Raw genomic sequence first — 23,097 nt, forward strand, 5'->3', positions numbered from 1 at the left:
CCTTTGCTTGCTGCCAAATCGGAATCAATAAATTGGAGTTGAATATGTGTGGAATCGTCGGTGCTGTTGCACAACGAGATGTCGCTGAAATTTTAGTCGAAGGATTGCGTCGCCTTGAATACCGTGGTTATGACTCTGCGGGTGTGGCGATTGTTGATGGTGAGTCGAACCTGTCTCGCGTTCGCCGTTTAGGTAAAGTGCAAGAGCTAGCCGACGCGGTAGATTCAGCGACAGTCGTTGGTGGGACTGGTATTGCGCATACTCGTTGGGCAACACATGGCGAACCTTCTGAAGCGAACGCTCACCCACACATGTCCGGTGACATCGCAGTTGTGCATAACGGGATTATCGAAAATCACGAAGAGCTGCGTGAATTGCTAAAATCTCGTGGTTACGTGTTTGAATCTCAAACTGATACTGAAGTGATTGCTCATATGGTTGAGTGGGAACTGCGTACCTCAGAGACGCTACTTGAGGCGGTACAAAAGACAGCTAAACAGCTTGAAGGGGCTTACGGTACCGTTGCATTAGATCGTAAAGACCCTTCACGTATTGTTGTCGCTCGCTCAGGCAGCCCAATCGTAATTGGCTTAGGTGTTGGTGAGAACTTCCTTGCCTCTGATCAGCTTGCCCTACTTAATGTGACTCGTCGCTTTATGTACCTAGAAGAAGGTGATGTCGCTGAAATCACTCGCCGTGATGTGTCGGTTTTTGATGCTGAAGGTGAGCGTGTTGAACGAGAGATTACGGAGTCTAACGCTGAACATGATGCAGGTGATAAAGGCCAGTACCGCCACTTCATGCAAAAAGAGATTTACGAGCAACCGACAGCACTAATCAATACAATGGAAGGCCGTATCACGGCAGATTCTGTCGTAACGGAAGCGATCGGTGTCAACGCGGCCGAAATTCTAAGTAAAGTCGAGCATGTACAAATCGTGGCTTGTGGTACTTCTTACAATGCAGGTATGACCGCACGTTACTGGTTTGAGGATATTGCTGGCGTTAGCTGTGATGTCGAAATTGCTTCTGAGTTCCGTTACCGCAAGTTTGTGACTCGTCCGAATAGCCTTTTGATTACGCTTTCTCAGTCTGGTGAAACTGCTGATACGTTAGCAGCACTGCGTTTAGCCAAAGAGAAAGGCTACATGGCAGCAATGACGATTTGTAACGTTGCAGGCTCTTCGTTGGTTCGTGAATCTGACTTTGCCTTTATGACACGTGCTGGTGTAGAAATCGGTGTAGCGTCGACTAAAGCCTTTACAACTCAGCTTTCTGCATTATTAATGTTAGTGACTGCGTTAGGTAAGCAACAAAATCGCGTCAGCAAAGAGAAAGAGCAAGAGATCGTAGCCGCGCTACATGCTCTGCCACAGCAAATCAACGCAGCACTGTCTTTTGAGAAAGATATCGAAGAACTGGCTACAGATTTTGCAGATAAGCACCACACACTATTCTTAGGTCGTGGTGAGTTTTACCCAATTGCGATGGAAGCATCTCTAAAACTGAAAGAGATCTCTTACATTCACGCTGAAGCGTATGCTGCGGGTGAACTAAAGCACGGCCCACTCGCTCTGATTGATGCAGATATGCCAGTTGTTGTTGTCGCGCCAAGCAATGAATTGCTCGAAAAGCTAAAGTCGAATGTTGAAGAAGTTCGTGCTCGTGGTGGTTTGCTGTATGTATTCGCAGACGCAGATGCTGGCTTTGAAGCGGATGAGACCATGAAGATCATTACAATGCCGCACGTTAGCGAGATCACGGCCCCAATTTACTACACTATCCCGATGCAACTACTGTCTTACTACGTTGCCTTGATTAAAGGGACAGATGTTGACCAGCCACGTAACCTAGCGAAAGCAGTAACGGTTGAGTAACGACAGGATTGGTATCTGAATAAGTGTCGTAAGACAATAAAGATTGAAACTAAACAATAAAGTTTGGAACTAAGACATTAAAGTTGAAAACTTTTTAAACCCGGTTAAGCTGATTAAAAGTTAACCGGGTTTTTGTTATGACAAAATCAAAGTATGTTTTAACTGAAAAACAAATCATCAGGCGGATTAAAGAAGGCCGAGGTTCAGGAAAGCTTTCTAACTATAAACCGTGGCTGTACGTGAATGAGGTTCCATCCGAAGGTAGATCTCAAAGGGTCTACTCTCACCTAACGGGCCGTATTCATCATGTGCTATCGGACCTCGAATTCGCTATTTTTCTCCTTCTTGATCATAACCCTGCCGTAACTGACATTCGTGAGCAGTTTCCACTCAATAGGGATGACACGCTAAATATCTGCCAGGAACATCAGCTTTGGCACCCTTCAGTAAATGGGGTTAATCAAGTGATGTCGTCAGACTTTTTTGTCAACACCTCTTCTAAAGTTCAGCCTAGATTTGTTATCCAAGCCAAGTATAAAAATGCCCTTAAAGACTCAAGAACTATCGAAAAACTTGAAATTGAACGTCGTTATTGGCAGTTAAAAAAGATCCCGTGGTTCCTAGTCACGGAAAAAGAAATAGATAAAGTCGTTGTGGATAATATTGAGTGGCTATATGGCGTCAAAGGGTATTTCGATGAATTGATTACCGATGAGCTTTTGCTAACGTTTAACCACATGAAAGCTTATTTCTCTCGCATTCCTGACAGAAAAGTGGTTGAAATTGCAAAAGAATATGAGTTGGCTTATGGACAGAAGTTAGGAGACTCTATGTTCGATCTTCGATTGATGTGCGCTGCTAGGCTTATCACGTTTGATATTCGATATCCTTTCCATAGCTTGCGAGCAAGAGACCTTGTATTTAGAGGTGTAGCTTTTGATGAGGGGCATAGCTATGTGGCGAGTTAATGAAACCCTATCATTTGATGGCAAGCCTTATCGCATTCTTTTTACTGAGACAAGCTACTTCTATTGGATTGCTATTGATGAGAACAAAGGTTTACCTGAAAGAGTCTATTTCGATGAATGCTGCAATTGGACTGATGAGGGGCGTTTAGAAAAGATCCCTGACCCCTACTCATACCTCCAAGGTGAGTCTTGGGACCAAGCATCTAGTAGTTATTTGGAAAGCCAACGCAACTATGAACTTATAAAGCCTATCGTTGAAGGTGAAGAGGCATTTGACAAGCGAGTTCGAGCGAGCAGGCTTAATCAGGTTATTGCTGAATCGGGTAAAGGAAAACCTACGCTCTATCGACTCTTGAGGCGCTATTGGCAAAGAGGTCAGATTAAGAATGCTCTTTTACCTGATTATAAAAACTCTGGTGCAGGTGGAAAAAGAAGAAACTTCACGACTAGCAAAGCTGGTAGACGGAGGATATATGGCATTGGATGCGGAGAGCCAGTAACCGAAAGTGTCAGAAAGCAATTTCGAATCATTTGTGATAAGTATCTGATGAACGATAAAGGCTTTTCAATTCGGTATTCGTATATCAAGTTTACTAAGGCTTACAAGCTCAAACATCCTGAAGCTGAAGAGCATGAAATTCCGACACTTCGCCAGTTTCAATACTTTTACAAAACCGAATATACAAAGGCCACTCAGCTCACGGTGCAGACGCCTCAAGGAAATTACAAAAAAGATGTTAGACCACTTCATGGTACTGCTACCGAGCAGGCATTAGGCCCAGGCAGTCGATACGAAATTGATGCCACCATCGCCGATATTTACCTAGTAGATGATGACGACTCAGACAAGGTTATTGGTCGACCGACCATTTATATGGTCATTGATGTTTTTAGCCGCATGGTTGCTGGCTTTTATATCGGTTTCGATAACCCGTCTTTTCCCGTTGCAATGAAGGCACTGATATGCAGCTTTGATAGCAAAGTAAAAGCCTGCGCAGAATATGGAATCGATATTTCTGAAGAGCAGTGGCCCTGTGTAGGTATTCCCGATGTTCTGCTAGCCGATCGCGGTGAATTGATGAGTCATCAAGCAAATTATTTGGTTGATGCTATAGGAGTTCGCCTTGAAAGTGCTCCTCCTCGACGGGGTGATGCCAAAGGTATCGTCGAAAGATCATTTGGTACGTTACAAGCTAAGTTTAAGCCTTATTTGCCAGGTGTCGTAACTGGTAACAAGGTTAAGAAGCATGGTGAAAAAGATTATAGAGTTGAAGCTGCTGTGGCGAGATCAGACTTTATTGAAATACTGCTCTATTCAATACTTGCTCACAACTTAAACAAACCATTAGAAAAGTACGATCGTGCTCCTGATATGCCAGAAAGCCTTCCATCGATCCCTATTGAGCTTTGGAGGTGGGGACTACAGCATCGTACTGGACGTTTACGAGCCATCGATACGGATATTGCAAAAATACTACTGTTACCGCGTCAAAAAGTCACTGTATCGGAGTTAGGCATAAAATTATGGGGATTAACCTACACAGGAAAAGAAGTTATTCAGACAGGTTGGATGCACCGCTCTTCTGAAGTCTCTAGGCCTAAAAAACTATTTGCAGCCTATGAGCTTGGTTCTGCTAATCACATATATCTGTTTCCTGAAGAAGGAAAAAATACATTTTGGGTTTGTGATCTTTCTAGTCGAAGTAGAGAGTTCCGTGATCTAACTTGGTATCAAGTATGGGAGCGTCAAGCAGATCAAAAGCAGATTTTAGCTGAAGCTAAGTATCAATTTGCACCCGTAGAACGAGATTTTGATGATCTTCTTGAAAAGAAACTGAAGAAAGCTACAAAAAATCGTAAAACCAGTACATTGAGCAACGCGCAAAAGATAAATGACATCAAAGGCAATAAACGGAATGCGCGAGAGCAAGAGAGAAAGGAACTAGCAATACAGCCCGCGAGGGCAAAACAAGAAGAAGTTGCACCGGTTATACCTATACATGGAGAGGAGGAAAGTTATCAACTGCCTGACTTCATACCGGAGCTCTTTGATGATGAGGGTGATAGCTGATGAAGAGAAATCAAGATCATCGTGTAGTTGCAGTCTATCAGGGTGCAACACTCTCAGCTTATCGAGGTAACCCGCTGATAGAGGCACTACCACCAATAAATAGTTTCTTGGACGACTCGAGTGCTCTAAAGGGCTCGTTGAGGTGTACCGCAGAAGATATCCATCGAAATGGTATTGAAAGAGCGCATAGTATCTGTCGTGTTATTGATGATTTTTTTCAACCCCTCAGTCAGCACATACAGTTGCACGAACGACTGTCACTGATGATACGGCGTGGTTATGTTGGAAGAAACCCCGAAACAGGTGATTGGGCAAGACATATACAAAATGGTTACGAACGTGTATTAACTGGTGATTTAAAGGCTATAAAGTTCACGGAAGTTAGTTCTACAGCCCAAAGTATGACATTGATTGGATGTAGCGGTAATGGCAAAACAACAGCGATCAAGCAGCTTTTGTCGTTATACCCTCAAGTTATTTACCACCCTGACAGAAACCTTGAGCAAGTCGTCTATCTAAAAATTGACTGCTCCCATGATGGATCACTTAAAGAGCTGTGCTTGAACTTTTTTCGTGCGATGGATAGAGCGTTAGGAACATCAAATTACGAAAGACAATACTCGATGAGCAAAAGACCGAGTATTGAAACACTTTTAGCAGCAATGGCTCAGGTTGCAAATGCTCACGCAGTAGGTGTTCTTATTATTGATGAAATACAGCACCTTAGTCGTTCTCGCTCTGGTGGCTCTGAGAAAATGCTCAATTTCTTTGTGACGTTAGTAAATACCATTGGTCTTCCTGTGATTTTGGTCGGGACACCACGAGCTCGTGAGATTTTTGAGGCTGATATGAGATCTGCAAGGCGAGGCTCTGGTCTTGGAGCGATTTTTTGGGATCCAATGGAAGAAGGAAGAGAATGGAAAGCGCTCACGGATAAGTTATGGACTCTTCAATGGCTACAAAAGCGTGATGAGGTGCTGTCGGATGACATTCGTTCTCTATGGTATGACCTGAGCCAAGGTGTTCTAGATATTGTGGTTAAGCTATATGTCTTGTGTCAGTTGAGAGCAATAGCGACAAAAGTAGAAAGGATCACACCTAAATTAATGCAACAAGTTTATGAGGATGAATTAAAACCTGTTCATCCAATGCTAGCAGCGCTTCGCTCAGGTGATGTTGAAGAAATGATTAAGTTTTCAGATCTTAAACTAAGCAATACTGATAAAAGGTTACTTGAGTTACAAAAACAGGTAGCAACAACTGTTAAGCAGACACCAGAGGAGTTTGCATATCAACAGCTCAGAACCGATGAAGAGCGACGTGTATATATGGCCCTAAAAGACGAGTTTGACTCAACACTTTTAGCTCCTGTAATACGACAGCTGTTTGACCTGAATCCAGATTTGACATGGGTCAGCTTATTGCCACTGGTACATGAGCAACTCACTAACCCTGAACAGTTACTATCTAAAAAAGAGCCTAAGCCAAGTAAAGGCAAGAGGGCCTCCTCAATTAAACAGGCGCAATGGCATACCCTTGATAGTGAGGATTTGAGGTTTGTTCACTCTCAATCTGATTCTGATAGCGAAGTGTACACCGCCATGTCAAATTCGGGTCTGATTCTAGACATTCAGTCATTACTAGAAAAGGCGGTTTAATATTGCGTTGCTTCCCTGTCCCTTACCCAGATGAATTAATCTATAGCTTAGTAGCTAGAGCTGGAATTCGCAGTGCGATAACAAGCTCTAAACAGCTACTAGATGAAGTGTATGGTGACAGAAAAGTGATTGCGACAATTGACCTGCCTAGTCATTTATCTTCAATATCAGAGCAGCTAGTTAACACGGGACGATTTGACGTCCAACAGCTTATTTATGAACATACAATGTTCCCGATTTACGCTCCTTTTGTTGACGAAAGCATTAGGGTTAGAGCGATGGAGCGAATGGAACATTGCGCTAAGGGCTCTGTTCATCTAATGCTAGGAGCCCCAGCTTCTATTGTAAAAACATCAGATAATTTTTGTGTTTGCCCAGCTTGTGTCGCGGAGCAAAAACAAAAGTTTGGGGAAAGTTATTGGTCTAGGTTGTGGTTTTTACCATCCTTACCTTATTGTCCTGAGCACGGCCTTCTGAATAAATCGACAACCTCTTACCATGATAGTCGGCACACGTACCATGCATGTGGCCGAATACAATGTCAGCCCTTTTTATGTAACCACCAGAATATAACAGCGCAGCGGTTTGCTTACTTAGCGAGCAAAGCCAAAGAGGTAATGTGTTTACCAGCCCAAGGCTCCCCGACTCAGCATCAATGGAGCCTTTTCTACAATCATCTAGCACACGACTTTGGGTGTGGAAAAGGCCCTAAACAGGTTGCTCACGATAAGATTGCGGACTTAGTTGTAAGCAAGATCGTTACCCCTGAGCTAACCATCAATTCTGATAGAGATACTAACTGGCTTCGCACGTTATTTCGCCGTCATCGTAAAGCTTTTAGCTATCTACAGCACTTAACGGTTTGGTGTGCTTTTATTCCTGAAATGTCGGCTAGTGAGATCATAAAAGAAGTAAAATCAAAAGATAAAGTGACGGTATCGATCCCGAAGGACAATGCTCAGCTTGTGCCAAATCCAAGTGAAGAAAAACGTGAGCTGTGGCGTCACTTAATAGGTAACGCCCCGGTTAAGAGAGCACGCAAACTTCCTGGTGGTGGTGCACTGTATGCTTGGCTGTACCGAAATGATAGAGATTGGCTATTAGCTTTCAATCGAGTCCATCAATCCCAACCTCATGTAAGGCAGAAAAAAGTAGATTGGAGAGCAAGAGACCGATCACTAACTAAGCAGCTTATTAGGATTGTAGAACGATTAGATACTGTTGTTGATGGTCCTCGAAGAAGCAAAAATTTCTTACTTAAGCAGCTAGATGATTACGGTTCGGTGAGCAAAAAACTGAACTTATTACCCTTGCTATCTTTTGCTTTGAATCGGTATCAAGAAAGCGTCTTTGAGTTTCAAGCTCGTCGGCTAGTCATAGCTGTAATCGCAAAATCAAAAACAGGTTCAGGAATGAGTCGCTGGCAATTGATTCGTTCAGCAAGCCTTCCTAAAGAAAGAATAGTGCCAATTGTCGACGACTTACTTGGCTGGCTAGCCACGGGATCAAATCTAAAATAAGGATGCACTGATGGGAGCGAGGTTTTACAAGTGTGATGATGATGTGCGTGTAGTTCATACTGGTAAGATATTGGTGCGGGAAAGTGATAAGTCTTACCGGCCTTTAATTGAGGTTTGGTGCTATCCCCCACAGCAGAAAAATAATTTTCATGCGACTGCATTTTCTAACGTTCCTGCTTTGTATCGAGGAAAAATAATTAATCAAAGAGGGTTATCAGAAAGTTACGCTAAACGAGGGCGTCATAAATTTAGAAGTAATGAGTTCCTTCGACACAGTAGCTTGAGTGAATTCCCCGACTCAGAATCAGCAGAGTCTTTGAGAAAGAAAGAGTCAGAGCAACATGCATTTGTACTAGACCGAGTATCTGCCCCTAAACTGATTATTCCTCAGCTAGAGTTGGCAAGGGTCCTATTTTATGCCAGCTCTTACTTATCGCGAGCGTCATTAATGTCTTCTCGTTTGCTTACAGACTTCAAGGTCGAAGTTAACACCAAGGGGGGCTATGCCAATATCGAAGTGTTGCAAACATCAAACTTTCCTCCTTCGGCATTTAATGATTCTGCAACAAGAGCAATGTTGAGCTGGTTGCTCGTTGATAGCAATGCAAAGCACTCATTTGAATCGATTTTTAGATATTTTAACGTCGAGAAGGACCGAGATGTATCTGCGGGGTATAAGCGCTGGCTATTTCACTTCGATCCTCCTCAAATGTCAGGGTGGTCTTTCTCGTATGAAGGTCGGCTTGATGCAAGTGGCCGCTACTTTCTGGTTGAAAAGATCACGGATATTGAAATTAATGCTCAAATGCCGTCTAGGGTCTATTTCCATAACCCTTTTTTTACGCATCCAGATGAAGGCCAAGAGCCAACTACTGGTGGAAAATGCCCTGAACCATACGAGCGCCCAGAAGATCATATTATCGATGATGATCGTGAGGCTTCCGATGCTAACCATGCATTCTTACTAGGTGAAAATACTTGTTCAGTAAGGTTTAAAAATCGTTTTTCAACGTCGAAAGCAACAACGCCAAAAAGGAGTCATCGGCCAGATAGAAGCAAAGATGAAGCTAAGAAAGCTGGTGATAAGGTCAGTACCAATGAGCCTGGTAGTAATGGCGAGATACCTTCCGCAGATATGGGCGGAGATATACAAGATTGTACTGATAGATCAGAGGAGTATGCCTCTCGTTTTACTGCTTTTAATATGATGGTGCAAATGCTAGAGGAAAAATATGCCTGCATAATCATCGACTCTTATACTCATGAATTAGACCAAGTTGGACGCAGTAAATGCCACTTGATTGACTCTGGTGCAAAGAGAACGATACGTTGTGTTGTCGTGGAGCGAAATGGGCATGTGAATTACTTACTTGAAATTGACGTAACAGGGCTGAATAAATGGATCTCAACCAAATGCGTGCGACAGATTGATACACGAAACTGGAAAGAGCAGTTTTCTCTAATCAAAAAAGGTGTGGTGACAAAGTCTCTGGGATGGCCAACACAAGAGATGGACACCATGTTTGGTTCCAAAAAGCATATTGGCATTTCTCACCCTAAATCAGTAGAGGGGCACCCGACAGGTATTCCAACCGATTCAATCTTAGATTGGGCTACCAGAGTAGCAAACAAGTTGTAAATTAATCTTTGCTAACAGATGTTACGAACGTTAGAGCATAGATATCGATTGTTTTAGCAACATTAGTGTGTTGTATTTTGACTTAAAATATAATTTTCTGTCCATTTAAAATTCAATTCAATTGAGTTCTAAAAGAAAGTATCTTAAATAGTGGAAGCATAAGTGATGCATTTATCTTTCTATTAGCTCTTTAGATCTCTTATCTGTAGCAACAAGCTAGAAAGTTTACTCCATCAGGGGTACATTACAGCTATTTATCTGTGTAAAAAGGTTACCGTTAAATGACATCTGTATCAATAAGGTTTGGTGGAGAGATTATAAACGAGCTCTCTAACAAAATTCCTACCTCCTTGTTTGCTTTGAATGAACTTATTAAAAATGCTTACGATGCATTTTCACCAGAAGTAACAATAACCGTAATACCATCCAAGAATAAGATAACTATTGTGGATAAAGGGAATGGCATGGAAAGACATGATATTGATTCTCTCTTCCATGTATCAAGAAGTACAAAGACTTATGGCAAAGAAATAACGCAAGATGGTAAAACTAGAATTACACAAGGTTCCAAAGGTCTTGGTTTTCTTTCTGCTTTTAAATTTGGTGATAAAGTCATATGGAGAACATGTAAGAATGGAGAGGTCAACATGTTTTCTGCTAGAAAATCAGATTTAGTATCTAGGGATGATGTTTCAGGAGTAGAAATACCGATAACTACTGATGTGGGAAAGGAAGATGGAACTGAAATTATAATATCAACTAGCAAAGAAGATATGGACGATTTGCTTATTGAACTCTCTGATAATAAGATATCAGAGAAGTTGGTTTCATCAATAATAAATGAAGGGTTTAATATAAAATTAAAGGTTGAAAATAGAGAAAAAGTGCTTTCATCAAATGGGCTTAAATTGTTTAAGAATGAAAGTGAAGAAAATCAATTATTTTATGTTAAGTATAATTCTTTTAAAGGGATGATTGAATTCTATCATTTAGGTAAGTTAATAAATGAAACACCATTTGATATTAGTAGAAGCGACTATAGCGTTAATGTTGAACTAATTGTTTTCCAATTTCAGAAAGGAAGAAATTCAAAAGGTATTTCTGCTTTGTATAAAAGAGTTCATGATAATGCACTTTTCCCACTTGTGTATGTCAATAATAACTTATTCAACAATGTAATGCTTTTTGACCCAGACTTACTTCGTAGGAAAAAATCAAGTGATACTCTAGCCCAAATAATAGGTCATGTTCTGATTAGAAGCGAAAGTAGTGATATTGAATTTAACTCGGATAGAACTAACTTTGTTGAAAATGGTTTAACAAAAAGCTTAACAAATGATCTTAGATCTTTAAATGAGCTGATTCAAACTAAAGGTGCAGAACTAAAGAAAGAATTAAAAAAAGATAGCAAACTGTATCCAACTGGAAAAGCGTTTCCCGAAGCTGAGCTTTGTGAGAATGAAATTAAAGTTGCATCTATATTAATAGATAGAAAGAAGCATACAAAGTTTCATATACCTTCTAGTCAAATTGGGCTAGATGACTATATATTTCAAGTAAGGGATAGTAAAGGTGAAAGAGTAGATAAGAGCAGAGTATCTATTACTATCAATGATGAAGAGTCATCCAGTAGAGTATTAAATTCTATCGAAGAACCCAAAGAGGTTATTGTTAGATACCGTTACAAAGATGAACTGACAGGCCTTGTTTCAGTGGAAGTAATTTTGTCATTTGAAAAAAAAGTATCAAATATATCTGGCAAAGTGTTAGGTAATTCATTGTTTACACTACCTTCAGCTGCTGAATATAAAATCAGGTTAGAAACAGTGTCAGATCTGATTTATGCAATTGATAAAGCTTATTCAACCAAAAAACGTGATGAGTACTTACCCCTTATAGCGTGCTCGATTAGAGCTATCTTTGAAATTTCTGCTGATAAAGTACTGAAAAAACAAAAACAACTAATTAGTATGCTTGATGTAAAAAAATTCACATCAACCACAAAAAGAGAAATTCCCGATAGCCTTAGTAAGAATGTTGTTCAAATAATGACATTAGTTAATAAAAACAGTAAACTAAGAACTAGAATCTCTGAAGTTTTAGATATTAGCTATGGGACGTTTTCCAATCTAATAGATGTCAGAAATATTAAACTAGGAGTTAAGTTGTCTCATGTTGGAGCGCATCAATCTACTAGATTTTTGTCAAAGCCCAAAATAGAAGAATGTGCTGATGCTTGTGGTTTTTTTGCGGCAGTATGTGATGTTTTGGTTCATTTAGATAAAGATGAATTGAGCGCTCTACACATAGTTAAAGTAAGTGAGAATGATATTAATCAACAGTTTGAGAATTAGTTTCTTGAGTAGAAGGGGCATGGCTTTGGTGAGACCAACGTAAGAGGTGGTTGCTAAGCGTGCTTTCAAAAGTAGTTTGCGATTTATCACCCTGAGCCATAAGAAAGGTACCCAATGGAGTCCCTGTAGAATCGATATCGGATTGGGAAACGAGAGCTGCGCCCAAGTTATGATAGATGCTTAATACGATTACTCTTCCTGGTGTCTATGCCCAAATGATGATAAAATGTCTTAGATAATAACGATGTAGATACATTAGATTCTTAATCATTCACTTAATTTGAGTTCGACCTAAATGCCTTTAACTGTACATGACAAAACAATTATCAATCAAATCAAGGCTTACTCATCAGCTGACGATTCTTACTGGTCGTTCAAAGGTCGCTCTAGTCGTCAGCATTGCCATGCTTTAATTCAATATCCAGCTATGATGGTTCCTCAAATGCAGGGCGAGCTTATTGATGCGATTCGTAGTGAAGATAACGATATTAAAACTGTATTTGACCCATTTGTGGGTTCTGGTACCACATTAGGTGAGGCAATGATGCGTGGGCTCGATTTTGTGGGCCATGACATTAATCCTCTCGCGATTCTAGCTTGTGAAGTTAAAAGCGGCCCTTTATACATCACAAAACTTCAAGAAAAAGTAGCTAACCTCCTTTTTACTATCGAAACAAGTAAAGCAGATGCTGTTGCCGTAAATTTCACTGGCATTGATAAATGGTTTTTACCAAATGTTCAAATGGAATTGAGCACGATTTATTTGGCAATTAAAGCCGAACCTTCAAAATGGGCACGTAAGATCTTCTGGTTAGCACTTAGCAATACTGTCCGTTCTACATGTAACTCCAGGAGCTCAACTTACAAGCTTCATATTAAATCTGAAGAACAAATTGAAAAAATTGGCTCGCCTGAAGAAATTTTTAAGCGAAACATTCTTAAGAGTGTTGAAAACATCAAAGCTCAAAAACAACTACTTGCTGACAACGGACATTTAGTCCGTTCAAAAGGTGTAAGCAAAGTTAGTATTAAGAATGTAGATGCAAAGGCTCGTAAGCGTTCAAAAGCGAAGTACGACCTGCTGATTAGCTCTCCGCCATATGGTGACAACGCTACTACAGTGACATACGGCCAGTTTTCATATTTACCATTGCAATGGATAGATATGAACGACATCAATGAAAGCACCCGACCACAGTTGCTGAGTCAGCAAAACACAATTGACAGCTCTAGCTTAGGTGGCTCGTTAAAAGAGTCGGCAGAAAAGCATGAAGCGCTTAAAGATAAGTCCTCTTCGTTAAAGCAATGCATCGAGACTATTTATCTAGTGAACCCAGACAATACAAAAAAGCTCATTAGCTTTGTTTATGATCTCTCTCTGGCTCTTGAAAATGCAGTTCATGAATTGCGTGACAATGCATATATGATTTGGACACTAGGCAATCGAAGAATCTCAAACATAGAAGTGCCATTAGATAAGATTATGCGTGAAGTCCTTGAAAGTTTTGGTTGCAAATTTGTTTACCAGCTAGAAAGAGACATACCCGCTAAGCGCATGCCTTCAAGAAATAAAGTCGCGACAACGATGGGCAAAGAAACTGTCCTGATAATGCGGAGATGATATGGCAACAACGTCAGAAAAAGAAAAAAAACCAGACCCACTAAAGCTTAAAATCGATGCCCATGTCATTCAGCAACTAGGCGCTGAATTGATCAGTGGCCCAGATATAGCTCTAGTTGAACTTATTAAAAACTCGCACGATGCTGATGCGAGTTTTTGCTATATAGAAGTTGATACTGAATATACCGAAACCATTGAACACGTCACAATCGTCGATGGTCAAGAAGTTAGAGAGGAAAAGAATTACAAAGGCCGAATTTCTGTAAGAGATAATGGTCACGGTATGAACAGAAATCGGATAGATCGCTCTTGGCTTACAGTAAGTTACTCAGAGAAAAAGGCAGCAAAAGAACAAGGAGTTGTAACCAAAAAGTACGATCGAACTCTAGTCGGTGACAAAGGTCTAGGTCGACTAGGTTCTATGCAACTAGGCTCTTTATGCCGAATATCAACACATGATCAAGCTAACCAACCTGGTATTGCCGTTTCGTTTAATTGGGACGATTTCTCTCACGGTAAAACCATTGACACCATTCATATTGAAGAAAAGACCCTTTCACCAAAACCTTCAAGTGGCACCATCATTGAAGCGATTGGGCTTAGAGATATAGATTTCTGGGAAAGCCAAGAATCGAACTTTATAAAGAACAAGATAGCTTCTATGGTGTCCCCTCACGGTCAAATTTCAGATTTCAAAACATTTTATGTCTGTAATGGAGTCAACGAAGAATTAGAAGTCGTTTCGAATAAACTACTAGAGCAAGCGTCCAGTATATTTGATTTTGAAGTTACTGAAACCGAGGCAATTGTAAAGGGCAAGATAGACCTTCTACCTTACAAGCCTAAGTCAACTGATGATCGAAGAGCCCCTTTTGACAATCACGTTCTTTCAGATAACGGAATTGCACTTCTAGACTACATAAAAAAACAACCTCGCTTACAAGACTATGAGTTTACTCACTCTGAAAGTAAGTATTTCCTGAATTTTGAACACAGGATTTCGTTTGATGAACTGAGTACAGCCTTAATAACTGAAAGTTTTCCTGGCATTTTTAAGGCAAAAATATTCAATTTTGTATTAGATAAAGAAGCTCTCAATGTCGAAGAAATATCTCTCAAAGCAATGCGAGAATCAATAAAAGCGATTTCTGGTGATATCTCCGTTTATCGCGATGGCTTTAAAGTTGGGTCCGGTGATAAAGACTGGCTTGGATTGTCGAAAGACATGACATCGGGTGCAGGTGGCTATTCATTAAGACCTGCAAACGTCACAGGATATGTCAACTTAAGCTGGTATGATAATAAATACTTAATCGAAAAATCTGACCGTGAAAGCTTTGTCGATAACCCTCAATTCCGTGCTTTCTATATTCTTTGTCGCCATTTTATAGTCACTGTTAACTACTTTTTGAATGAAAGTAGAAGAAGCACACACAAGTTCTTAGATGAAATGAGGCTAGAAGATGCTGGAAAACCTAAAGGCTATTCGGCAAAACAAGCGACTGTAGAGCTCGATAATATTGTCAAAAAGAGCATAAAGCTACAGCCGAAGGTGACTAAATCCACTTCACGCATTCAGAAAACATTTACCGAAAAGCGCGCTGAGATTGATAAGGCGATAGATGAAAACCAGCAAGATATGTTTAGTGATCCTATCTTAGAGGAGAAACTAGCGTCCATTAAAGATCTGGTGACATCTTTAGAGTCTGAAGTAAATTCGAGTTTAAAGCAGTATAAAGCCTTTACAGATGACTTAGCTAGCCACATTCACTCGACTACAAAAGTTATTGATGAAATTAAAAGCTACGAGAATCAAATTAAGAACTTTTATGATCACGTAGCGATTGGTTTATCTGCACAAACATTGGCTCACGAAGCCAATGAGCAGATCAGAAATACGCGATTACACCTAAATGCAGCCAAAAAACGAGTAGAAGATTTAGGTATTAAAGATGTTCCATTGACCAAAGAACTTAACGGTATTAGGGGTGACACTCAAGTTCTGTCAAAAGCTATTTCATCACTTAACCCTCTAGTAAAAGCTCAACGACAAGTAATGGAAGAAATTAGTATCTCTGATTTCGTTCATGACTATTTTGAGTTACGAGAGGGTTACTTTTCAAGTAAAGGGCTTGAAATAAAATTAGACGATAAGAAAAATTCTAAGTCAGTATCATATAACCGAGGTAAGCTATACCAAATCATCGATAACATTGTGCGAAACTCTGAGCACTGGTTAACGGTATATAAAGCTCACTACCCTCAAGACGAACATTCAATAACGATTTCTGTAGACAATAGCATCATCACAATTTGGGATAGTGCTAAAGGTGTTAGACCTGCACTGGAAGACGTGCTATTTGATATGTTCGCATCAGATAAAGAATATGGCCAAGGCTTAGGGCTATATATTGTACAAACCCTCCTAAAAGAAAGAGGGTGCTCTATCAAGTTATTAGAAGAAAGAAATAGATTTGGTAGAAGATATAAGTTTGAAATTAATTTAATCGAGGCGTTGGTGTAATGGCTGTAGAACAATTTAAACAGAGCGTTTTCGACGCAATTAAACTCGACAATGTAATTTGGGTGGATGATAGATTTGCTCCTAATAGTGGAGACTTTAAAGATGAATTTTTAGCTGAAGTTAAAAACCAATATGAAGTAACTCCAGCTTTGGTTCAGCAATTTCCACTTTTTTCAACTATAGAAAATTTACAATCGAATTTTCCTTTTGATACATGGCAAGACCAGTTACCAGAAGATGAGGATAGTATTGAAAAGTTCTACAAATATATTGAGAAAGATCTTCCTGATTTTACACCAGAAGAGTTTCAAAAGCTCAAATCTATATTTGAAAATCACACAAATAAAAGAGTACATACATTAAGTAATAAAAAATGGCAACAAGAAAAGGAATTTTGGCTTAAGAATTCTGATGAAAACCTTTTCCTCATTGACTATGATTTTTCTCGTGAAAATCTTCCTAGAGATCATGGGAAATTAATCGTTATCGATGTTCTAAACAGCCAACTAGAAAATGTTTACTGCGTTTTATTTACTAGCGAAACAAAAAACGGTTCAGAAGAAGAGAGTGAGCGTTTCAAGATAGTCAGCGATATACCAGATAATATCAGCTCTCAAAATTTTTCTGTTTTATCAAAAGATATTATGGAAGATGATAAGAAAATATGCATTACATTTAAAGCATCTGAATTTGTGAAGCGAATATTCCTACGAAAGCTAAGCTCTGAGATGGTTGAAAGTGTATCAGAAAAGCTTATTGACTCGATCAATGAACTAAAATCAGACTTAAGCCAACAATCAATTTATGAAGTAGACTCTTCAATTTTTAAAAGTTCTCTTGATGAAGGTGCTTCTGAAATTGATTTACTACACAGATTATTTTCGATTAAACAATCACAAGCTATTAGCCAATATCTTCATGATAAAAATCCTATCTTAGAGAAAATCGTAGCATATCGTTCAGTACAAACTTCGCCAATTCTTAGGGATAAAGGGTATAAAGACTACTTAAATGGGTTAATATTGCCTAATAATAATTTCTCTAAATTACGTAAACAAGAAATATTTGACAATACTATCAATTTGACCCATACGCCACTTCGCTCCGGCGACATATTTGTGTTTGGATCTCGCTCTTATATACTTTTAGGGCAAGCTTGTGATCTAATGGTTAGAGGAAGTTCTAATGGGCTTGGTGAACGCTCAACTTCGGAAGTTATACTCATCCCATTTACAACCAGCTCTATCCCAGTCAAAAAGAAAGATTCCCATGAACGCCTATTAAATTCAAAGGAAACAACTGATTTTATTGTAATACCTGAAGATAGTGAAAATAACTTGTATTATGAGTTTAACTTTAAAGAAGCAATTTCAGTTAATATTAACTGGCTAGATTTATGTGTATTCAACTCTGATGGTCGTATTAATTTTGATTATTACCAGCGATTACCAAATTTAGTATTCCTCCCTGGTTGGATAAAAAAGTTTAACGAGATTAAGGATGCTCTTCAAGCAGAAAGAAGTGTCCAAGTAAAGCCATCTCATTACTCACCTATTGTTTCATATATATCAACTACAGAACCATTATCAGAGGTGCTTGTCCAAAAATACTCTTCATTCACTTTATGTAAAGATCCCACTTTTGAACTAAAGTTACTCAGCTACAAATTGTCAATGAATGGTCAACGTATATCACATCTTCGAGAAACCTTTGCCAATAAGCTGCTACGGAACTACTTCGTGGGGTATAAAGCTCGAATCGCTTTAGAGAAAGATTTTTCAATTTAACTGTTTCTGTACAATACGTTTACGAAGTTAGTGGTTTTCGGTTGAATCTGATGACTATGATTTATGATCTGAACTTGTAGCGAGGTGTATATGCATCTCTTTGAGAAGTATTATGGTCAGGGGCAAAGCCCTTATGGAGATTAAGTAGAAGTATTCTAAAAGTTTTAAACTTTATTGTCATAACTTTAGACTTTGGAAGGTCGGGATGTTGACTTAGTTTCAATCTTTATTGTTACTTCACTCCCCGTATATCTACATAACAACAAGGTTTGGAAAAAAGAAAAGTTTTAATCTTTAATGTCCACCGACAATAAGGGCCGCAAATTGCAGCCCTTTTTGACTAGTGACTTTCTAGATAGGCTTTTGAAGAGATATCGGTCCATGCACGTACTTTAGTTAAGTATTGTTTTTGTGACTCAATGATCTCTTTCGCTAATGCGTCGCTGCTGGCTTGCTGTTCAAGTAATTCGGCGGTTGCTGTTTGCATCGCTTTTAACACTTCTGGTGGGAAATCTCTTACTTTTATATTTGGATACTCAGCACTCATCGTCGCCCAGCTGTTGGCGTTAGCATCGACGGCTTGAGTATACATATCAAATGCAGCCACTCTGAATGCGGTTTCTAAGATCGTTTGTAGATCTTTAGGCAGTGAATCCCATTTCTTTTTGTTGACTAAGAATTGAGTCTCTGAACCAGGTTCGTGCCAAGCAGTATAGTAATATGGGGCGATTTTTTGAAAACCCATTCTAAGATCAAATGCAGGACCAACCCATTCCAGTGCGTCAATAGTCCCTCTTTCTAATGATGTATACAGTTCACCGGGAGCGATATTGGTTGGTTTGGCGCCTACTTTTGCCATCACTTCACCAGCAAAGCCAGGAATACGAATTTTAAGTCCTTTTAGATCTTCTACTGAATTGATCTCCTTTTTAAACCAGCCACCCATTTGGATATCGGAGTTACCACCGGGGAAGGAGAGAAGGTTATGTGGAGCGTAGACTTTTTCCATTAGCTCCATACCTCCACCACGGTAAAACCACGCATATTGTTCAGTGGAAATCATGCCAAATGGCATAGAGGAGAAGTATAACGTGTTGGGCACTTTACCTTTCCAATAGTAGGAGCTTGAATGACCAAGATCGTATTGCCCAGATTTGACCATATCAAAAATTCCTAATGGCGCTTTATGCTTATTAGCGGAATCAATGCGGATTTTAAGACGACCGTTAGACATCTGTTCGGCAAGCTTTGCCATGTTTTTGGTCGCATCACCCAGAATGGGTGTGTTTGGGCCCCAAGTTTCGGCGAGTTTTAAGCGATAAACTTTCTCTGCGGCGATCACGGAAAAAGAGCTGATAGCAAGAGTGAGAGTGAGCGTTCCTGCTGCTAGTGAGCGCAGTATCTGCTTTGATGGCAACATAGCTAGGCGACTTCCTTATTGTTGTGGTTGTTATTTTGCTTAGCTTTTATCTTGTTGTTTTTTTCGTCAATCTCATTTTTAACTGATCCTGAACGTAATTTTGGTTTTCTATCTCTATTAATATGTTTCTAGCCAGTTTATTTCCCTAGATGTAAAGGTCGCTTCTATTGTAATCGAGCGAATAGTGAGGTGTTGTAAGCAGATAATCTGGATAACAAAAGTGCTGCCTTGGTCACGCAGCACTTAGGGAATAGGGAGGTGATGATTTTCTAGATCTCAATATGATGGGATTTTAAGTAAGCCTCAGCTTGGTTAGCACCCATATATCTCGCTAAGGTTTTGAGTGGTACATCTCTTAGATCAACCATGATCAAGCCATCAAGTGCGTTATTAAAAGCTGGATCAACATTAAAGGATACTAGCTTTCCATTTAACCCAAGGTATTGCCTCAATAAAACAGGCACGCCTTTGCCTTCATCAATTCTGGCAATCACTCGCGACAAAAGTTGTAGGTCTGCTAGGGCGGTGAGCATGCTAGTGTTCCAGTTTTGATTGGTACTTGGTAATGGATTGGATGGGGTGACAAACTCGGCCTTTTGGGCGTCATAGTGATGGAGCGTCATCGTTTGTGCAAGAAGTTGTCTCGCTTGGTCGCTGTAGTCGTTACTGATACTCACAGGTCCAAATAAGTGAGTATATTCTGGGTGCTTCTGAACATATGCTGCGATTCCTTTCCAAAGCAACAGCAACGGAGCCATGCTTTTTTGATACTTCTCATCGATCACTGAACGCCCCATTTCTATTGATTTACCCATAGTGTCGATAAAAGGCTGCTCAAAGTTAAACAAGGTTCGTGAATACAAGCCCTTAATTCCGTGTTTACTAATGAGTTTATCGACCAATCCGAGACGATAAGCGCCGACTAGACACCGATTATCCCGATCCCAGATAAACAGATGTAAATAATCACGATCAAACTCATCGAGATCAAGATCTAGGCCTGTCCCTTCCCCAACTTGGCGAAAATTGTGCTCTCTGAGTCGCCCTATTTCATGCATTAACGATGGGATATGATCGGCTGTAGTGCAGTAAACATCAAATTCTGCGCTTGAAAGCATCAAATGATCTTTGGGCAAGCCATCTAGATCAGCTTCAATATCTTTAATTGGTAGTGGTTCGGCAATCGGTAAAACAGAGCCAGAGTGAGAAAGCTGGTGTTGAATGAGTGTACTACTTTGCAAGAGGTAGGTGTTTAACCTGAGGTAATTGACGATCTGTGTATCGGTGAGACCGTTCACTTCTTTATACTTAATTGCTGAGCCGATAGAGATCTGAATTTGCTGGCTTGATTTATTGAGTAGCTCTCGGCCAAGCATCAAGGTACGTAATAGTGGGTGTACTTTACCTGCAAGATAAAAGCGTCGTGAGTTCTGACCGTCAATAAAGGTGGGAATAGTTGTTGCGCGAGCCTTGCGGATCAAACTGCTGACGGAGCGGCTCCACTCTTTATCTTCAAGACGAAGTGCTTTCCTATCCACAAGCTGTGATACTTCTCCGGCAGGAAACAGTAATAATAGCCCGCCTTCACTTAAATGCTGGTGTGCTTTTCGAAGGGCTTTTAGATTGGCTTTATGCGCATTCTGTCCTTCGAATACATCGACACCAATAAAGAGTTCATCAAGCTCAGGGACGGTTTTAAGATATTGGTTGGCAAGGATCTGAACGTCACTTCTTACTCGAAGTAGTAGCTCAGCCAGAATAACGCCTTCAACACAACCTAGTGGGTGATTGGCGACAATAACGGTCGGGCCTGATTCTGGGACATAGGAAAGAGAGCCTTTGCATACTTGATACTCGATACCGAGTATGTCGAGAGTGAAGCGAAGAAAAGCTTGGGTATCGCATCCTGGTGGGCGTAGCGCGTAAAACTTGTCGAGCTTGTTAAGACCAGTCGCCCATTCAGTAAAGCTCTCTCCTAAGCGAAATGGGGTCTTTTTCGGTAAACGAAACGGACTAGAAACTTCCATAGCATCCTCAAAATGGTATTGGGTCGAACTGAGGATAGGTAGAGGATATGACAGCTTGGCTTCAAGCATATGAGAGAACAATGATCAAATGGTGACGTTTTTATTACTTGTAGCTGAGTTATGAGGCAGGGATTGTTTCATGCAACAATGAATTATTTAATCGAGATAAAAACTATATTGCTCACAAAATGTACTAGTGCGATATCAAATCTCAATCTTTAGTGCTAGGTTTAAATTGCGGGTATGGTTATATAGTACGTTAGAGCACAAAGATTCGTCGTCTAGTAACCTGTCAAGTTGCCTTCGTTTATGCTGATCTGGAAATCTCTCGTTATTATATAGAGGGAAACGGGAACCACTTGGTTCCCGTTGTTGTATGTGCGATTTGCTGTTTTGCTGTTTTGCTGTTTTGCTGTTTTGCTGTTTTGCTGTTTTGCGAGTTAGCTAGTGCGGTGTACTGCCATATGAGCAAGGGTAACCAAAGCTTGCTTGTATTCTGAATCTTCTAATACGCTTAATTCAGCAATCGCTTTGTCTGCTTCTTGATAGGCTTTTTGACGAGTGTATTCAAGGGAACCAGTCTGCTCCATCGCTTCAAGAATTTCGTTCAAACGTTGCATACCATTGGCTTTTTCAATAGCTTCGCGAATCATTTCAGTCTGTTGTGGAGAACCATTTTGCATTGCATAGAGAAGAGGAAGGGTTGGTTTTCCTTCCGCGAGATCATCTCCCACGTTTTTGCCCATCTCTTTGCCATCTGACGTATAGTCCATCACATCATCAATCAGTTGGAACGCAGTACCGAGATATTTACCATAGTTCTGTAAGGCCAGCTCTACTTCTTCAGGGGCTTCATTCAAGATCGCTCCAATTTGAGTAGCGGCTTCGAATAAGCGGGCAGTCTTAGAGTAGATAACTTGCATGTAACTTTGTTCGGTAGTGTTAGGATCATTGCAGTTCATCAATTGCTGCACTTCACCTTCAGCAATGACGTTTACAGCGTCACTCATTAGCTTAAGGATCTTTAATGATCCTAGCTCTGTCATCATTTGAAAGGAGCGAGTGTATATAAAGTCACCAACTAATACGCTAGCGGCATTACCAAACGCCGCATTGGCGGTAGCTTTACCACGGCGCATATCTGATTCATCGACCACATCATCATGCAGCAGCGTCGCGGTATGAATGAATTCAATAAAGGCAGCTGCTGTTGTGTGAGCCTCTCCTTTGTAGCCCAGCGCTTTCGCTGATAATACAGCTAAAAGAGGACGTATACGCTTACCACCACCACTAACGATGTAGAAACCCAGTTGATTGATTAAAGAAACATCAGAGTTGAGCTGAGCGTGAATTGTTTCATTCACTTTTGCCATGTCATCGGCGGTGAGCGCTTGGATAGCTTTAAAATCCATTGTAATTCCGGCTGAAGTTAGAACGAGTAAGGTATTCTTATCTGTTTTAATTGCTGAATAATACACTAAAAAACGTTGATTAATACATGGTTAAAGGGCATCATCTGGGCACTTTTCATTGGCGATTAGCTTTTCGCCAATTTTTTCAAAATATGGCTTGTCATAGGTGCGACCTTTCTGTAGAATCTGCGCCCTATTGATGATTAGTTTAGCGCACAC

At 40.2% G+C, this 23,097-nt stretch carries 13 protein-coding genes; 10 read left to right on the forward strand and 3 right to left on the reverse strand.

Annotated features, from left to right (window positions below):
• Positions 1-44 precede the first annotated feature (44 nt).
• From glmS to ZX61_RS15750, 10 genes are all read left to right on the forward strand, one after another.
• Entirely contained in the window at positions 45-1,877 is a 1,833-nt protein-coding gene (glmS, locus tag ZX61_RS15700; RefSeq protein ID WP_049845549.1) for a glutamine--fructose-6-phosphate transaminase (isomerizing), read from the forward strand.
• Positions 1,878-2,014: 137 nt separating this feature from the next.
• On the forward strand, positions 2,015-2,845 hold the full coding sequence (locus ZX61_RS15705) for a heteromeric transposase endonuclease subunit TnsA (protein ID WP_049845550.1): 831 nt from the start codon (positions 2,015-2,017) through the stop codon (positions 2,843-2,845).
• Positions 2,832-4,916, forward strand: coding sequence for a DDE-type integrase/transposase/recombinase (locus tag ZX61_RS15710; RefSeq protein ID WP_049845551.1), 2,085 nt, complete (start codon positions 2,832-2,834; stop codon positions 4,914-4,916). The genes ZX61_RS15705 and ZX61_RS15710 overlap by 14 nt, the downstream gene beginning before the upstream one ends.
• Positions 4,916-6,574, forward strand: a complete 1,659-nt coding sequence (locus ZX61_RS15715; RefSeq protein WP_049845552.1) for an AAA family ATPase — start codon at positions 4,916-4,918, stop codon at positions 6,572-6,574. The genes ZX61_RS15710 and ZX61_RS15715 overlap by 1 nt, the downstream gene beginning before the upstream one ends.
• 2 nt (positions 6,575-6,576) lie before the next feature.
• Complete coding sequence (locus ZX61_RS15720; protein WP_049845553.1) at positions 6,577-8,094, forward strand: TnsD family Tn7-like transposition protein; 1,518 nt, start codon at positions 6,577-6,579, stop codon at positions 8,092-8,094.
• Between the two features lie 10 nt (positions 8,095-8,104).
• The gene (locus tag ZX61_RS15725; protein WP_049845554.1) at positions 8,105-9,733 is read left to right on the forward strand and encodes a Tn7-like element transposition protein TnsE; all 1,629 of its coding nucleotides are present in this window, start codon (positions 8,105-8,107) and stop codon (positions 9,731-9,733) included.
• Positions 9,734-10,014: 281 nt separating this feature from the next.
• On the forward strand, positions 10,015-12,087 hold the full coding sequence (locus ZX61_RS24370; protein WP_082173504.1) for an ATP-binding protein: 2,073 nt from the start codon (positions 10,015-10,017) through the stop codon (positions 12,085-12,087).
• 295 nt (positions 12,088-12,382) lie between these two features.
• The gene (locus ZX61_RS15740) at positions 12,383-13,708 is read left to right on the forward strand and encodes a DNA methyltransferase (RefSeq protein WP_049845555.1); all 1,326 of its coding nucleotides are present in this window, start codon (positions 12,383-12,385) and stop codon (positions 13,706-13,708) included.
• A 1-nt stretch (position 13,709) separates the two neighbouring features.
• Positions 13,710-16,232 (forward strand): sensor histidine kinase, encoded by a 2,523-nt coding sequence (locus tag ZX61_RS15745; protein ID WP_049845556.1) that lies wholly within the window; start codon positions 13,710-13,712, stop codon positions 16,230-16,232.
• Entirely contained in the window at positions 16,232-18,019 is a 1,788-nt protein-coding gene (locus ZX61_RS15750; protein ID WP_049845557.1) for a hypothetical protein, read from the forward strand. Before ZX61_RS15745 ends, ZX61_RS15750 begins: the two co-directional genes overlap by 1 nt.
• A 340-nt stretch (positions 18,020-18,359) precedes the next feature.
• Here the strand turns inward: ZX61_RS15750 and ZX61_RS15755 are convergent, their stop codons facing one another.
• From ZX61_RS15755 to ispB, 3 genes are all read right to left on the reverse strand, one after another.
• The gene (locus tag ZX61_RS15755) at positions 18,360-19,439 is read right to left on the reverse strand and encodes a TRAP transporter substrate-binding protein (RefSeq protein ID WP_049845558.1); all 1,080 of its coding nucleotides are present in this window, start codon (positions 19,437-19,439) and stop codon (positions 18,360-18,362) included.
• Positions 19,440-19,708: 269 nt separating this feature from the next.
• Positions 19,709-21,466 (reverse strand): lysophospholipid acyltransferase family protein, encoded by a 1,758-nt coding sequence (locus ZX61_RS15760; protein WP_049845559.1) that lies wholly within the window; start codon positions 21,464-21,466, stop codon positions 19,709-19,711.
• Positions 21,467-21,906: 440 nt separating this feature from the next.
• Positions 21,907-22,878: an octaprenyl diphosphate synthase gene (gene ispB, locus ZX61_RS15765; protein WP_049845560.1), complete on the reverse strand. Its 972-nt coding sequence runs from the start codon at positions 22,876-22,878 to the stop codon at positions 21,907-21,909.
• Positions 22,879-23,097: the final 219 nt, after the last annotated feature.

The organism is Vibrio sp. VPAP30 (assembly GCF_001188205.1).
GTDB classification, from domain to species: Bacteria; Pseudomonadota; Gammaproteobacteria; order Enterobacterales; family Vibrionaceae; genus Vibrio; species Vibrio bivalvicida.